Below are 12,774 nucleotides of genomic sequence, written 5' to 3'. Positions count from 1 at the left end.
GCATGAGCCGCATCGTGCGCGCACCACGAGGCACGACGCTCACCGCGAAGGGCTGGCCGCAGGAGGCCGCGCTCCGCATGCTCCAGAACAACCTGGACCCGGAAGTGGCCGAGCACCCGGAGCAGCTGGTCGTCTACGGCGGCTCCGGCCGGGCGGCCCGCGACTGGCCCTCGTTCGACGCGCTGGTCAGGACGCTCACGACCCTGGAGGGCGACGAGACGTTGCTGGTCCAGTCGGGCCGTCCGGTGGGCGTCTTCCGCACGCACGAGTGGGCGCCCCGGGTGCTGATCGCCAACTCCAACCTGGTGCCCGACTGGGCCAACTGGGAGGAGTTCCGGAAGCTGGAGGCGGCCGGGCTGACCATGTACGGGCAGATGACCGCGGGCTCCTGGATCTACATCGGCACCCAGGGCATCCTCCAGGGCACCTACGAGACGTTCGCCGCGGTGGCCGCCAAGAGGTTCGGCGGCTCGCTGGCCGGCACGATCACGCTCACCGCCGGCCTCGGCGGGATGGGTGGCGCCCAGCCGCTGGCCGTCACCATGAACGGCGGCGTGACCATCTGCGTCGACTGCGACCCGCGCTCGGTCAAGCGGCGGATCGAGCACCGCTACCTCGACGTCGAGGCCGCGTCGCTGGACGAGGCGCTGCGGCTGGCCTACGAGGCCCGTGACGCCCGCCGCCCGCTGTCCATCGGCGTGGTGGCCAACGCCGCCGAGGCCGTGCCCGACCTGCTGGCCAGGGGCGCCGAGATCGACATCGTGACCGACCAGACCTCGGCGCACGACCCGCTGATGTACCTGCCGCTCGGGGTGGCCTTCGACGAGATGGCCACCGAGCGCGACAAGGACCCGGCCGGGTTCACCGAGCGCGCCCGGCATTCGATGGCCCGGCACGTGGAGGCGATGGTCGGCTTCAAGGACGCCGGGGCCGAGGTGTTCGACTACGGCAACTCCATCAGGGGCGAGGCCCAGCTGGCGGGCTACGCGCGGGCCTTCGACTTCCCCGGTTTCGTGCCCGCCTACATCAGGCCGCTGTTCTGCGAGGGCAAGGGCCCGTTCAGGTGGGCCGCCCTGTCGGGCGCGCCCGAGGACATCGCCGCCACCGACCGGGCCATCCTGGAGCTGTTCCCCGACAACGAGCCGCTGGCCAGGTGGATCCGCCTGGCCGGGGAGAAGGTGCACTTCCAGGGGCTGCCGGCGCGCATCTGCTGGCTCGGCTACGGCGAGCGGAACGTGGCGGGCGAGCGCTTCAACGACATGGTGGCCGCAGGCGAGCTCCAGGCCCCGATCGTGATCGGCCGCGACCACCTCGACGCCGGCTCCGTGGCCTCGCCGTACCGCGAGACGGAGGGCATGGCCGACGGCTCCGACGCGATCGCGGACTGGCCGCTGCTCAACGCCATGCTGAACACCGCCTCGGGCGCGGCCTGGGTGTCGATCCACCACGGCGGCGGCGTCGGCATCGGCCGGTCCATCCACGCGGGGCAGGTCACCGTCGCCGACGGCACCGCCCTGGCGCGGGAGAAGCTCAGCAGGGTGCTCACCAACGACCCGGGCACCGGCGTGATGCGGCACGTCGACGCGGGCTACGACGAGGCCGCCACGGTGGCGGCCGAACGCGGCGTCCGCATTCCGATGCGCGAGGGATGAGAAGTCGGACAGGTGGTGTTGGAGGTGGCGTGACGGGCGGATACCACAGCGGTCTTGGCGGGCTTCTCGACGGGCGGCGGCTGTCTCCCGTGCAGCGACGGATCGCGCACTACCTGTCCGAGCATCTCGACGAGGCGATCTTCCTGTCCAGCGTCGAGCTGGCCGAGCGGTCAGGGGTGAGCCAGCCGTCCGTGACCAGGTTCGCCATGGTGCTCGGCTTCGCCGGCTACCCCGAGCTGCGGCAGGCGCTGCGTCCGCTGGTGCTGGGCGGCCTGCCGGAGGAGAGCCTGCTCCAGGGCGCCATCGACAGCGAGATCAGGAATCTGGCCGCCGTCAGGGAGCGGCTGGCGGGCTTCCCGCTCAAGGAGCTGGGGGAGTTTCTGGCCGCCGCCGAGCCGCTCCCGGTGCTGGGGCTCCGGGTCTCCTGCGGGCTGGCCACCACCTTCGCCTACTACGCGCGCCGGATCCATCCCGACGTGCGGCTGCTGACGCACGGCGGCTCGGAGCTGATCGACGGGCTGCACGCCGCGCGCCGGGCCGGCGCGGAATGGCTGCTCGCCGTGGTGCTGCCGAGATATCCGGCCGAGGTCATGCACGCCCTGGAGTACGCGGAGAAACTGGGCCTGCGGATCGCCGCCATCTGTGACAAGGCCGATTTCCCCGCTGAGGTAGTGCTCGACGCGCCGGTGGGGGATCGGCTCGTGTTCGACTCGCACGCGGCGCCGCTCGCGCTGGCCATGGCGCTGGTCGAGGCCATGGCCGACGCCGCGCCGCTGCGCACTCAGGCCCGGCTGGAGGAGTACGAGCGGATGACCGACGAGACCGGTACGTTCCTAACCGGCGATCCGGCGTAGCGAGCGCACCGACCAGCTCACGGTCAGCGCGGCCAGGCCCAGCATGATGGCGAACGCGATCGGGATCGACACGTCGGTCAGATCGCCCGCGAACAGCGCCCGGCCGGCCACCACCGGGTGGTACATCGGGTTGAACAGGGCCACCTTCCGCATCCACTCCGGCGCCAGCGTCATCGGCAGCAGCGCCCCCGACAGCAGCATGATGGGCAGAGCGAAGAACTGCATGATCTGCGCCATGCCGTTCTCGTCGCGCAGCGACAGCGCCAGGCCGTATCCGATGCCGGAGGAGAACAGGCCGGTCACCGCGATGAGCAGCACCATGATGGCGAGCCCCGGCAGGCTGGCGCGCATGCCCATGACCAGCGCGATCACGATCACCACGATCGACTGGAGCACCAGCACGACCCCGTCGCGGAGCGTCCGGCCGAGCACGATCGCCGGGCGCCAGGCGGGGCTGACGGCGATGCGTTCGAGGACGCCGCTGCGCAGCTCGTAGATCATGCCGTAGCCGACGCCGATGGCCCCGAACAGCGCGGTGATCACCAGCATGCCCGGCGCGAAGCTCGTGAGCTGCGCGGAGGTGGGTTGCCCGGAGGCTCCCGCCACCAGCGGGCCGAACAGCAGCAGGTACACCACCGGCTGCACGATGCCGAACAGCGGCCAGATCGGGTTCCTGAAGGTGTTGCGCAGCTCGTACGCCAGGAACAGCAGGGTGTGGCGGATCATGCGGCGGCTCCCGCGTCGCGGAGGGATCGGCCGGTCTTGGCCAGGAAGACGTCGTCGAGGGTGGCGCGGTCGAGCGCGATCGAGGACAGGCGGAGATCCTGCTCCTCCAGCGCCCGCAGCAGCGTGGGCAGCGTGTGCTCGCCGTCGTCGACGTACACGCGCAGCACGTCGTGGTCGACGCGGGTCTCGCGCGCGTACGGCTTGAGCGTCTCGGCGGCGCGGTCCGGCTCGTCCAGCCTGAGCGTGACGACGTCGCCGGACACCTCGCGCTTGAGCTCGCCCGGCGTGCCCTGGGCCACCACCAGGCCGTGATCGACGATCACCAGCCGGTCGCACAGGGCGTCGGCCTCGTCGAGGTAGTGGGTGCTGAGCAGCACGCTGGTGCCGAGCTCGCGCAGTTGCCTGATGCGGTCCCAGAGGTTGGCCCGATTCTGGGGGTCGAGTCCGGTGGTGGGCTCGTCGAGGAAGAGCAGGGGCGGGCTGTGCACCAGCCCGAGCGCGATGGCCACCCGCCGCTTCTGGCCGCCGGAGAGCGTACTGCCCGGCCGGTCGGCCATCTCCGTCAGGTCGAACCGGTCGAGCACGTCGGCCGTGGCCCCGGCCGGGTCGGGCAGGTTGTGGATCTTCGCGGCCATCGTGATCTGCGCCCGCGGCGTGGTGTTCTCCTCCACCCCGCCGGCCTGGCTGACGTAGCCCAGGTTGCGGCGGACGGCGCGGGGCGCCTTGAGCAGGTCGTGACCGGCGATGGCGGCGGTGCCGGAGTCGGGCGTGATCAGGGTGGCGAGCATCCTGATCGTGGTGGTCTTGCCGGCGCCGTTCGGGCCGAGGACGCCGAAGATCTCGCCCTTCCGCACTTCGAGGTCGACGCCCCGGACCGCTTCCACGGTCTGCGTGCCCTTCCTGCTCCTGGTGGTGAATGTCTTGCGTAAGCCATGTGCGTTGATGATCATGTGGGGCTCCTCAGGGGATTTCGTCAGCTTCGACCCTGGTGACCGCTTGCTCGGCCCAGGCGAGCTGGGCGGCGAGCATGCCCGTGCTCAGGCGGAGGTTCTCGTCCACGTGGCGGGGGGCGCCGTAGCGCTGCTTGACGCCGTAGGCGCTCTCCACCGCCTCGATGGACATCTTGAGCTGGCGGATCCGGCCGTGGAGCGAGTCGAGGATCTCCTGTTTGGTCAGGAGGTCCATGAACGTGAGCGCGACCTGGAAGGGGTCCACGATCGGTTTGACGTCGTACCAGTTCTGCAGCAGCAGCCGACGGAACTCCAGGCGGCCCACCTCGGTGATCTCGTAGACCGTCTTGCCGCCTTTACCGCTCTCGATCACCTCGAGCAGGCCCTCCTCGGCCATCTTGCCCAGCCCGTGGTAGATCGAGCCGAACGCCAGGTTGGCCCATTGGTCCGCACCCATCACCTCCAGCAGCCGACGGACCTGATATCCGTTGCGCGGCTGATCGAGCAGGCAGCCGAGGATGAGTACACGAGTCGAAGACATGCTCAAGTTTGTATTCAAATTTGAATACCTGTCAAGGTCATAAGCTGAAGCGCATGACTGAACGACCGACTGCGCTGGTCACCGGCGCATCTCGTGGTATCGGCGAGGCGATCGCCAGGGCGCTGGGGCCCACGCACCACGTCATACTCGGCGGCCGTGACGGCGACGCGCTCGCCGCCCTGGCGGCCGAGTTGCCCGACGCGAGGGCGTGGCCGGTGGAGCTGACCGAGGTCACCGAGGCCGACGTGGCGGGCGTCGAGCGGCTCGACGTGCTCGTGCACAGCGCGGGGGTCAGCCCGCTCGGCAGGATCGCCGAGCTCACCCCCGACGCGTGGCGCAAGGTGATGGAGCTCAACGTGATCGCCGTCGCCGAGCTCACCCGGCTGCTCCTGCCCGCGCTCAGGCGGGCCGGTGGCCACGTGGTCTGCGTCAACTCCGGCGCCGGGCTCCGGGCGAACCCCGGCTGGGGCGCCTACGCGGCGAGCAAGTTCGCGCTGCGGGCCTTCGCCGACGCGCTGCGCCAGGAGGAGACGGACCTCAAGGTGACGACCGTCTACCCGGGCCGGGTGGCCACCGACATGCAGCGGGGCGTCCGCGCGCACGAGGGCGGTGAGTTCGAGCCGGACAAGTACCTCACGCCTGAGTCCGTGGCCCGTGCGGTGCTGGCCGCCCTCAACGCCGGACCCGACGCCCACCTGACCGAGCTCACGCTGCGGCCCAGCGCCGGCCCGGTCAACTGAATGGATTCATTCACTACAGTGGCCTCATGCTTGAGGAACTCGCGCACATCGGACGTGATCCTTCGACGAACGGCTACATCAGGGACGCCTGGTCGGATTCCGACCTGCTGCTGCGGGAGTGGTTCGCGGGCGAGGCCGCCAGACGGGGGCTCGACACGCGCGAAGATCGCAACGGCAATCTCTGGGCCTGGTGGGGCGATCCGTCCGTGGCACCGGGCGTGGTCACGGGCAGCCACCTGGACTCGGTACGCCAGGGCGGCGCGTTCGACGGGCCGCTCGGGGTGGTGTCGGCCTTCGCCGCGCTGGACGTCCTGAAAAATCGCGATTTCACGCCTGGGCGGCCGTTGGGCGTCGCCTGCTTCACCGACGAGGAGGGCGCCAGGTTCGGCGTGCCGTGCATGGGCTCGCGGCTGCTGACCGGGGTCCTGGCGCCCGCACGCGCGCTCGGGCTGGTCGACGACGCGGGCGAGACGCTGGCCGACGTGCTGGCCCGGGCGGGCCGCGAGCCGCGGCGGGTCGGGCGGGACGACGAGACGCTCGGCCACATCGCCACCTTCATCGAGCTCCACGTGGAGCAGGGCCGCGCGCTCGCCGACCTGGAACGGCCGGTGGGCGTGGCGAGCGCGATCTGGCCGCACGGGCGGTGGCGGTTCGACTTCCGCGGCCAGGCCAACCACGCGGGCACCACCCGGCTGGCCGACCGGGACGACCCGATGCTGCCGTTCGCGCGCATGGTGCTCGCCGCCCGCGAGACCGCGGCCCGGCACGACGCCGTGGCGACCGTCGGGAAGGTACGGGTCTCGCCGGGCAACGCCAACGCTGTGCCCGGCCTGGTGTCGGCCTGGCTCGACGCGCGCGGCCCGGACGAACGGGACGTGCGCGCCCTGGTGGCGGAGCTCACCGAATCCGTCGGGCGCGCTGAGGTGAGCGAGGAGTCGTGGACACCGGTCGTCGACTTCGACGCCGCGCTCAGGGACCGGCTGGCGGCCGTCGCGGGTGGGAACACCGCCGCGCCGGTCCTGCCGACCGGGGCCGGGCATGACGCGGGGATCCTCGCCTCGGCCGGCGTGCCGAGCGCCATGCTCTTCGTACGCAATCCCACCGGCGTGTCCCACTCCCCGGATGAGCACGCCGAGCAGGCAGACTGCGAAGCGGGAGTCATCGCCCTCGCGAACGTTCTGGAGGACCTGTGTCGGTGACCTACTGGTGCGAACACGCCTGGCTGCCCGACGGCGTCGTCGAAAGCGTGCTCGTCGAGGTCGACGGGACCCGCATCGCCGGCGTGACCCAAGGGGAGCCGGGCGGCGCCGAACGCCTGGCGGGCCTGACGATCCCCGGCCTGGCCAACGCCCACTCCCACGCCTTCCACCGGGCGCTGCGCGGGGCCACGCAGGCGGGCGCGGGCGACTTCTGGACGTGGCGCGACCGGATGTACGAGGTGGCGGCGGCGCTCGACCCCGACAGCTACCTGGCGCTGGCCAGGGCCGCCTACGCGGAGATGGCGCTGGCCGGGATCACCTGTGTGGGCGAGTTCCACTACCTGCACCACGCGCCGGACGGACGGCCGTACGAGGACGCGAACGCGATGGGCCACGCGCTCATCCAGGCCGCCCGCGAGGCGGGCCTGCGCATCGCGCTGCTCGACACCTGCTACCTGATGGGCGGCATCGGCATGGGCACGGCGGCCGGCGGCGGCGCAGGTGGCGGCACGCACCTGGCGGGGACGCAGGTGCGCTTCGGGGACGGCGACGCCGACCGATGGGCGAGCCGGGCCGGCGACCTGGCCGCCGCCTACGAGGGGCAGCACGACGTGGAGATCGGCGCGGCCGTCCACTCGGTGCGGGCCGTGCCGCCGGAGCAGATGCCGGTGATCGCCGAGTTCTCCCACCACCATGCCGCGCCGCTGCACGCGCACGTCTCCGAGCAGCGGGCGGAGAACGCCGCGTGCGTGGAGATGTACGCGGCCAGCCCGGTGCAGGTGCTGCACGAGCGGGGCGTGCTCGGGCCGCGGTCCACCGCCGTGCACGCCACCCACCTGAGCGACGTCGACATCGAGCTGCTCGCCCAGTCGGGCACGCACATCTGCATGTGCCCCACCACCGAACGCGACCTCGCCGACGGCATCGGGCCCGCCAGGACGCTGTTCGACCACGGCGCGCCGATCACGCTCGGCTCCGACAGCCATGCCGTCATCGACCTGTTCGAGGAGGCCCGCGCGGTCGAGCTGGACGAACGGCTGGCCACCGGCGAACGCGGCCACTGGCGGGCCGCCGAGCTCCTGACCGCCGCCGCCGGCGCGGGCCACACCTCGCTGGGCTTCCCCGACGCCGGGCTGCTCGTGCCGGGCGCGTGGGCCGACCTGGTCTCGGTACGCCTCGACTCGGTCCGGACGGCGGGCACCAGCGGGCTGGAGGCGGTGGTGTTCGCGGCGACGGCGGCCGACGTGCACTCGGTCGTCTCAGGTGGCCGGCGCGTCGTGTCGGAGGGACGGCACACGCTGGGTGACGTGGGCGCCATGCTGATCGAGGCGATTGGACGGGTCCGATGACCACTGTGCTGTTCGACGGGATCAAGCTGCTCTACACCGGGGATCCGGAGCGCGAGGAGATCGAGGACGCGGCGCTGGTCGCCGAGGACGGCCTGGTCGCCTGGGTGGGCCCGGCGGGGCGGGCGCCGGACGCCGACGAGCGGGTGGACGTCCGGGGCCGGGCCGTGCTCCCGGGGTTCGTGGACAGCCACGCGCACCTGGTGTTCGCCGGTGACCGGACGGCCGAGTTCCAGGCGCGCATGTCCGGCGTGCCCTACACCGGTGGCGGCATCAGGACCACGGTCGCCGCCACTCGGGCGGCCTCCGACGCGGAGCTGGCGACGCGCGCCGCCGCCCTGGTCGCCGAGATGCGGGCGCAGGGCACCACGACCGTGGAGATCAAGAGCGGTTACGGGCTGACCGTGGAGGACGAACGGCGCTCGCTGGAGATCGCCACCGGGCTGACCGACGAGACCACCTACCTCGGGGCGCACGTGGTGCCCTCGGGCATGGAGGCCGACGACTACGTGCGGCTCGTCACGGGCGAGATGCTGCGGGCGTGCGCGCCGTACGCCAAGTGGGTGGACGCCTTCTGCGAGCGCGGCGCCTTCGACGGCGACCAGACCAGAGCGGTGCTGGAGGCCGGGATCAAGGCCGGGCTGCAGGCCCGGGTGCACGCCAACCAGCTCGGTGAGGGGCCGGGCGTGCAGATCGCCTGCGAGCTGGGCGCCGCCTCCGCCGACCACTGCACCCACCTGACCGATGCCGACATCGACGCACTCGCCGCCTCCGCCCCACATGGCGCGTCGGGTACCGTCGCGACGCTGCTGCCAGGGGCCGAGTTCTCCACCCGGTCGCCCTACCCCGACGCCAGGCGGCTGCTCGACGCGGGGGTGGTCGTCGCGCTGGCCACCGACTGCAATCCCGGGTCGTCGTACACCTCGTCGATGGCGTTCTGCGTGGCGCTGGCCGTACGGGAGATGGGCATGACGCCGCTGGAGGCGGTCAGGGCCGCGACGCGCGGTGGGGCCCGCGCGCTGCGGCGTACGGACGTAGGATGGCTGCGGCCGGGAGCCCGCGCGGACCTCGTCGTGCTGGACGCCCCTTCTTACGTACATCTGGCCTATCGACCCGGTGTTCCCCTTGTTCACCAGGTGTTTCTCGGCGGTCTCCTCCTTTAGGAGGACATCCAGAACCGTCCCCTGGTCGTAGCTCTTTAGGGAATCTTTGCATCTGGCCGGACGTTGGCCGGATATAGAACGCAGCTGCGGAACGAGGTGCCTGGGGATGGCAAGGCCTACGGGGAGTCGCACGCAGGAGCAGCACGTCGCTGATCGCGATCTGCTGGGGACCTACCTGGCGGAAATCGGGCGGGTCCCGCTGCTCACGGCGGAGGAAGAGGTGGAGCTCGCCAAGCGCATCGAGGCGGGCCTCTTCGCCGAGCAGCTGCTCGACAGCGGGGGCTCGGAGCCGCGCATCGGCGACGCCGCCGATGAGGAGCTGGAGCGCGTCGCGATCTCCGGCCGGCGGGCGAAAGACGAGTTCATCCAGGCGAACCTGCGCCTGGTGGTAGCGGTGGCGCGCAAGTATTCGGGGCGCGGCATGCCACTGATCGACCTGGTCCAGGAGGGGAACCTGGGCCTGGTGCGCGCGGTGGAGAAGTTCGACTACAAGCGGGGGTACAAGTTCTCGACATACGCCACGTGGTGGATCAGGCAGTCCGTGGGCCGGGCCATCCACGAGCAGGCGCGGCCGGTGCGGCTGCCCACGCACGCGGGTGAGCAGATGACCAGGCTGATGCGGGTGCGCAGGGACATGCTGGCGGAGTTCGACGTCGAGCCGACGGACGACGACCTCGCCGGGATCCTCGAGCTCCCGATCGAGCGGGTCCGCGAGCTGCGGCGCTGGGCGTCCGACCCGGTGTCGCTGCAGCTCGGCGTGGGCGACGAGGACGAGACCGAGCTGGGCGACATGATCGCCGACGAGACCTGGGCCGATCCGGAGCAGCAGGCGATCGACATCCTGGAGCGCGAACGGCTCGACCAGTGGCTGACGGATCTCGAGGTGGACACCCGGGACATGCTGCGGTGGCGGTATGGACTGGTGGACGGCCGCGAGCACACGCTCACCGAGGTGGGGGAGCGGTACGGCATCGGTCGCGACCGCGCCCGCCGCATCGAGCGCGATGCCCTGGCCCGCCTCCGCAAGATGGCCACCGCGGCGGCATAACAACTATTTTCTTTTACGGCTAGCACGGTGGGCCCCACCCACCGTGCTAGTCGGCGTCTGTCCAGGGGCACGCTCCTCCGGTGGAGCGGGCTGGGCGCCGTGACGTGCGCATTCTTGGCCCCGTCCGTGGATTGAGCCGGACGTCGTGCTCTCTACGGGCGTCGCAGGAGGCGTCGTAGGAATTCCTCCACCGCTGCCTCCGCTGTTTCTCGGTTGCCGCCTCTCGCGACCAGCAGAGCGCTCTCGTTGATGGCGGCGAGGAGCATGTGGGCGTGCAGGTCCAGGAAGTCTGCGGGGATCGCGTCCGTGGCCTGTAGGGCGATCTTCAGGCTGCCGAACGAGTAGCGCTCCTCCAACGCCCGCCACTGCTCCCAGCCCAGCACCGACGGCGCGTCGATCAGCACGATGCGCTGGATCACGGGGTCGCCCGCGAGCCTGATCCAGGCCAGTGCGCCGGCCCGGAGGGCCTCGGCGGGGTCGTCGATGCCCCTGACCGCCTTGAGGATCTCGCGGCCGATGGCCGCCTCCGTCGCTTCCAGCACCGCCTCGAACAGGGCGTCCTTGCCCGCGTAGTGGTGGTAGAGGGCGCCCCTGCTGAGGCCGGACTCCTGGAGGACCGCCTCGATCGAGGTGCCCTCGTAGCCGTGCTCGGCGAACAGTCGCGTGGCGATCGCGAGGAGCTGGTCGCGAGTGGCCGCGCCGCGTTCCGCCTTGAGGTTCATGGCACCACCATAGACAAACCGACAGTCAGTCGGTAATTTCGTAGACCGACAGTCGGTTTGTAATCCGGAAGAAGGAGTCAGGCCATGGACGGCATCAGCTACGTGGACGTCGGCGAGGGGCCGGTCGCCCTGTTCGTGCACGGCGTCGGCACCAGTTCGTACCTGTGGCGGAATGTCATTGCCGAGCTGCGCGACGAGCGCAGGTGCGTGGCGATCGACCTGCCCCTGCACGGCGGCAGCGCGCCGCGCGAGGATCTCTCGATCCCCGCGCTGGCCGAGGCGGTGGAGGAGCTCTGCGCGGAGCTCGGGTTGGACCAGGTCGATCTCGTCGCCAACGACACAGGTGGCGCGGTGGCGCAGGTCTTCGCCGTGCGGCACCCGGAACGGCTGCGCTCGCTCACGCTCACCAACTGCGACGTGCACACCAACACGCCGCCGGAGTCGTTCCAGCCCACGGTCGAGCTGGCGGCCCGGGGCGAGCTCGCGCCGCTGACCGCCGTCGTGCTGGATCAGCCGGAGCTGCTGGCCCAGACGGCGTTCGGTGACGGCTACGAGCGCATCGACGATGCGGCGGACCTGGTCGACCACTTCCTGCGGCCGATCTTCGACAAGCCCGGCGGGCCGCGCGCCTTCGAGCGGCTGCTGACCTCGATCGACGCCAAGGACATGGTCGCGATCGAGCCGCAGCTCACCGTGCTGGCCGTGCCGACGCTGGTGGTGTGGGGGACCGGCGACGTCTTCTTCGACGTGAGCTGGGCCTACTGGCTGCGCGACACGATCCCCGGTGTCAAGGAGGTCGTGGAGATCGAGGGCGGTCGGCTGTTCTTCCCCGATGAGCGGGCGAGTGAGCTCGTGCCGCACCTGCGCCGCTTCTGGGGCTGATCAGACCAGCGGGGCCAGGTATTTGTCCAGGTCGTCGAGGATTCCGCCCGCGGCGGTGACGCCGATGCCGAGCATCCAGACCTCGTCGTCCACGCTGTGGGCGTTGCCCGACTTGACGGCCCCGAGGTTCTTCCAGAGCGGGCCGCCGGTGACCGACGCCTGGCTCTTGGCCGCCGCCTGGCCGTACGCGGTGTAGAAGACGGCGTCGGCGTCGGCCTGGGCGATGTTCTCCTGGCTCAGCTTGCCGAAGCGCTTGTCCTGCTGGGTGGCGAGCTGCTGCACTTGCGGCCGCGGGATGCCGGCGTCGCCGACCACGATGCCGCTGAACGACTCGGGGCCGTACATCCGGATCTCCGTCGGCATGAAGCGGACGATGCTCACCTTCAGCTTCGCGTACTTGGCGCCGACCTGCTTGGCCCGGCTCTCGTAGGCCGACAGCAGCCCGGTCGCCTGCTCCTTCTTGCCCAGGGCCTCGGCGTCGAGCAGGAAGTTCTGCTTCCAGGTGACGCCCACCTTCTCCGTGAACACGGTCGGGGCGATCTTGCTGAGCTTGTCGTAGAAGGCCGCCTGCCGGAACTTCGTGCCGAGGATGAGGTCCGGCTTGAGCGCCATGATGGCCTCGATGTTCGGCTGCTGGAGCGTGCCGACCGCCTTGGTCGCGGCCAGCGCCGAGCCGAGGTACTTCGGCCACGCCTGGCTCTCGGTCGCCTGGGCCGCGCCCACGGGGGACAGACCCAGCGAGACCATCGTGTCGAGCTTGTCGGTGTCGAGGACCACGACCCGCTTCGGCTCCATCGGCACCTTCGTCTGGCCCATGGCGTGCGTGACGGTCCTGGTCGGCCCCGCCTGCTGGGCAGTCGTGGCGGTGCCACAGGCGGCGAGCGCGAGAAGGGGGAGGAGGAGGGCCAGACGCATGTAGATCCTCTGATCGACTAGGTAAGGGGACCCTAA

13 protein-coding genes are annotated in these 12,774 nt (G+C 71.0%); 8 read left to right on the top strand and 5 right to left on the bottom strand.

Annotated features, from left to right (window positions below; translation table 11 throughout):
• Nucleotides 1-2: 2 nt before the first annotated feature.
• A complete protein-coding gene (gene hutU, locus KLK06_RS43665; protein ID WP_214641614.1) occupies nucleotides 3-1,652 on the top strand; it encodes a urocanate hydratase in 1,650 nt (549 codons plus the stop codon).
• Nucleotides 1,653-1,681: 29 nt separating this feature from the next.
• Nucleotides 1,682-2,506: a MurR/RpiR family transcriptional regulator gene (locus tag KLK06_RS43660; protein WP_308168711.1), complete on the top strand. Its 825-nt coding sequence runs from the start codon at nucleotides 1,682-1,684 to the stop codon at nucleotides 2,504-2,506.
• Here KLK06_RS43660 and KLK06_RS43655 read toward each other — a convergent pair.
• Genes KLK06_RS43655 through KLK06_RS43645 form a run of 3 tightly spaced genes read right to left on the bottom strand, consistent with a single transcriptional unit; the run spans nucleotide 2,486 to nucleotide 4,723 of the window.
• Nucleotides 2,486-3,232 (bottom strand): ABC transporter permease, encoded by a 747-nt coding sequence (locus KLK06_RS43655; RefSeq protein WP_214641612.1) that lies wholly within the window; start codon nucleotides 3,230-3,232, stop codon nucleotides 2,486-2,488. The two genes, KLK06_RS43660 and KLK06_RS43655, sit on opposite strands and share 21 nt — an antisense overlap.
• Nucleotides 3,229-4,182: an ATP-binding cassette domain-containing protein gene (locus KLK06_RS43650; RefSeq protein WP_214641611.1), complete on the bottom strand. Its 954-nt coding sequence runs from the start codon at nucleotides 4,180-4,182 to the stop codon at nucleotides 3,229-3,231. Before KLK06_RS43650 ends, KLK06_RS43655 begins: the two co-directional genes overlap by 4 nt.
• A gap of 10 nt (nucleotides 4,183-4,192) precedes the next feature.
• Complete coding sequence (locus tag KLK06_RS43645) at nucleotides 4,193-4,723, bottom strand: PadR family transcriptional regulator (RefSeq protein WP_214641610.1); 531 nt, start codon at nucleotides 4,721-4,723, stop codon at nucleotides 4,193-4,195.
• Between the two features lie 53 nt (nucleotides 4,724-4,776).
• On the opposite strand from KLK06_RS43645, the gene KLK06_RS43640 reads away from it, so the two are divergent.
• The 5 genes from KLK06_RS43640 to KLK06_RS43620 all read left to right on the top strand — a co-directional run bounded on the left by KLK06_RS43640 (nucleotide 4,777) and on the right by KLK06_RS43620 (nucleotide 10,219).
• Complete coding sequence (locus KLK06_RS43640; protein WP_214641609.1) at nucleotides 4,777-5,463, top strand: SDR family oxidoreductase; 687 nt, start codon at nucleotides 4,777-4,779, stop codon at nucleotides 5,461-5,463.
• 26 nt (nucleotides 5,464-5,489) lie between these two features.
• Nucleotides 5,490-6,662 (top strand): allantoate amidohydrolase, encoded by a 1,173-nt coding sequence (locus KLK06_RS43635; RefSeq protein WP_214641608.1) that lies wholly within the window; start codon nucleotides 5,490-5,492, stop codon nucleotides 6,660-6,662.
• Nucleotides 6,653-8,011 (top strand): formimidoylglutamate deiminase, encoded by a 1,359-nt coding sequence (locus KLK06_RS43630; RefSeq protein ID WP_214641607.1) that lies wholly within the window; start codon nucleotides 6,653-6,655, stop codon nucleotides 8,009-8,011. The genes KLK06_RS43635 and KLK06_RS43630 overlap by 10 nt, the downstream gene beginning before the upstream one ends.
• Entirely contained in the window at nucleotides 8,008-9,171 is a 1,164-nt protein-coding gene (gene hutI, locus KLK06_RS43625; protein ID WP_214641606.1) for an imidazolonepropionase, read from the top strand. The genes KLK06_RS43630 and hutI overlap by 4 nt, the downstream gene beginning before the upstream one ends.
• A 106-nt stretch (nucleotides 9,172-9,277) precedes the next feature.
• On the top strand, nucleotides 9,278-10,219 hold the full coding sequence (locus tag KLK06_RS43620; protein ID WP_214641605.1) for an RNA polymerase sigma factor RpoD/SigA: 942 nt from the start codon (nucleotides 9,278-9,280) through the stop codon (nucleotides 10,217-10,219).
• Nucleotides 10,220-10,371: 152 nt separating this feature from the next.
• Here the strand turns inward: KLK06_RS43620 and KLK06_RS43615 are convergent, their stop codons facing one another.
• Nucleotides 10,372-10,941, bottom strand: a complete 570-nt coding sequence (locus KLK06_RS43615; protein WP_214641604.1) for a TetR/AcrR family transcriptional regulator — start codon at nucleotides 10,939-10,941, stop codon at nucleotides 10,372-10,374.
• An 84-nt stretch (nucleotides 10,942-11,025) separates the two neighbouring features.
• Here KLK06_RS43615 and KLK06_RS43610 point away from each other — a divergent pair, with 84 nt between their 5' ends.
• On the top strand, nucleotides 11,026-11,823 hold the full coding sequence (locus tag KLK06_RS43610; RefSeq protein WP_214641603.1) for an alpha/beta fold hydrolase: 798 nt from the start codon (nucleotides 11,026-11,028) through the stop codon (nucleotides 11,821-11,823).
• Here KLK06_RS43610 and KLK06_RS43605 read toward each other — a convergent pair whose 3' ends face one another.
• On the bottom strand, nucleotides 11,824-12,738 hold the full coding sequence (locus KLK06_RS43605; RefSeq protein WP_214641602.1) for an ABC transporter substrate-binding protein: 915 nt from the start codon (nucleotides 12,736-12,738) through the stop codon (nucleotides 11,824-11,826).
• Between the last annotated feature and the right edge of the window lie 36 nt (nucleotides 12,739-12,774).

Source organism: Nonomuraea sp. NEAU-A123 (assembly GCF_018603905.1).
Lineage (GTDB): Bacteria > Actinomycetota > Actinomycetes > Streptosporangiales > Streptosporangiaceae > Nonomuraea.
The sequence above is the reverse complement of the archived record's forward strand: the minus strand, read 5'-3'. Positions and strand labels throughout refer to the sequence as shown.

What these genes read in the sequence shown, in the direction of transcription:
- hutI (WP_214641606.1), top strand. Translation starts at nt 8,008, where the DNA reads ATGACCACTGTGCTGTTCGACGGGATCAAGCTGCTCTACACCGGGGAT.
- hutU (WP_214641614.1), top strand. Translation starts at nt 3, where the DNA reads ATGAGCCGCATCGTGCGCGCACCACGAGGCACGACGCTCACCGCGAAG.
- KLK06_RS43610 (WP_214641603.1), top strand. Translation starts at nt 11,026, where the DNA reads ATGGACGGCATCAGCTACGTGGACGTCGGCGAGGGGCCGGTCGCCCTG.
- KLK06_RS43645 (WP_214641610.1), bottom strand. Translation starts at nt 4,723, where the DNA reads ATGTCTTCGACTCGTGTACTCATCCTCGGCTGCCTGCTCGATCAGCCG.
- KLK06_RS43640 (WP_214641609.1), top strand. Translation starts at nt 4,777, where the DNA reads ATGACTGAACGACCGACTGCGCTGGTCACCGGCGCATCTCGTGGTATC.
- KLK06_RS43615 (WP_214641604.1), bottom strand. Translation starts at nt 10,941, where the DNA reads ATGAACCTCAAGGCGGAACGCGGCGCGGCCACTCGCGACCAGCTCCTC.
- KLK06_RS43655 (WP_214641612.1), bottom strand. Translation starts at nt 3,232, where the DNA reads ATGATCCGCCACACCCTGCTGTTCCTGGCGTACGAGCTGCGCAACACC.
- KLK06_RS43605 (WP_214641602.1), bottom strand. Translation starts at nt 12,738, where the DNA reads ATGCGTCTGGCCCTCCTCCTCCCCCTTCTCGCGCTCGCCGCCTGTGGC.
- KLK06_RS43620 (WP_214641605.1), top strand. Translation starts at nt 9,278, where the DNA reads ATGGCAAGGCCTACGGGGAGTCGCACGCAGGAGCAGCACGTCGCTGAT.
- KLK06_RS43650 (WP_214641611.1), bottom strand. Translation starts at nt 4,182, where the DNA reads ATGATCATCAACGCACATGGCTTACGCAAGACATTCACCACCAGGAGC.
- KLK06_RS43635 (WP_214641608.1), top strand. Translation starts at nt 5,490, where the DNA reads ATGCTTGAGGAACTCGCGCACATCGGACGTGATCCTTCGACGAACGGC.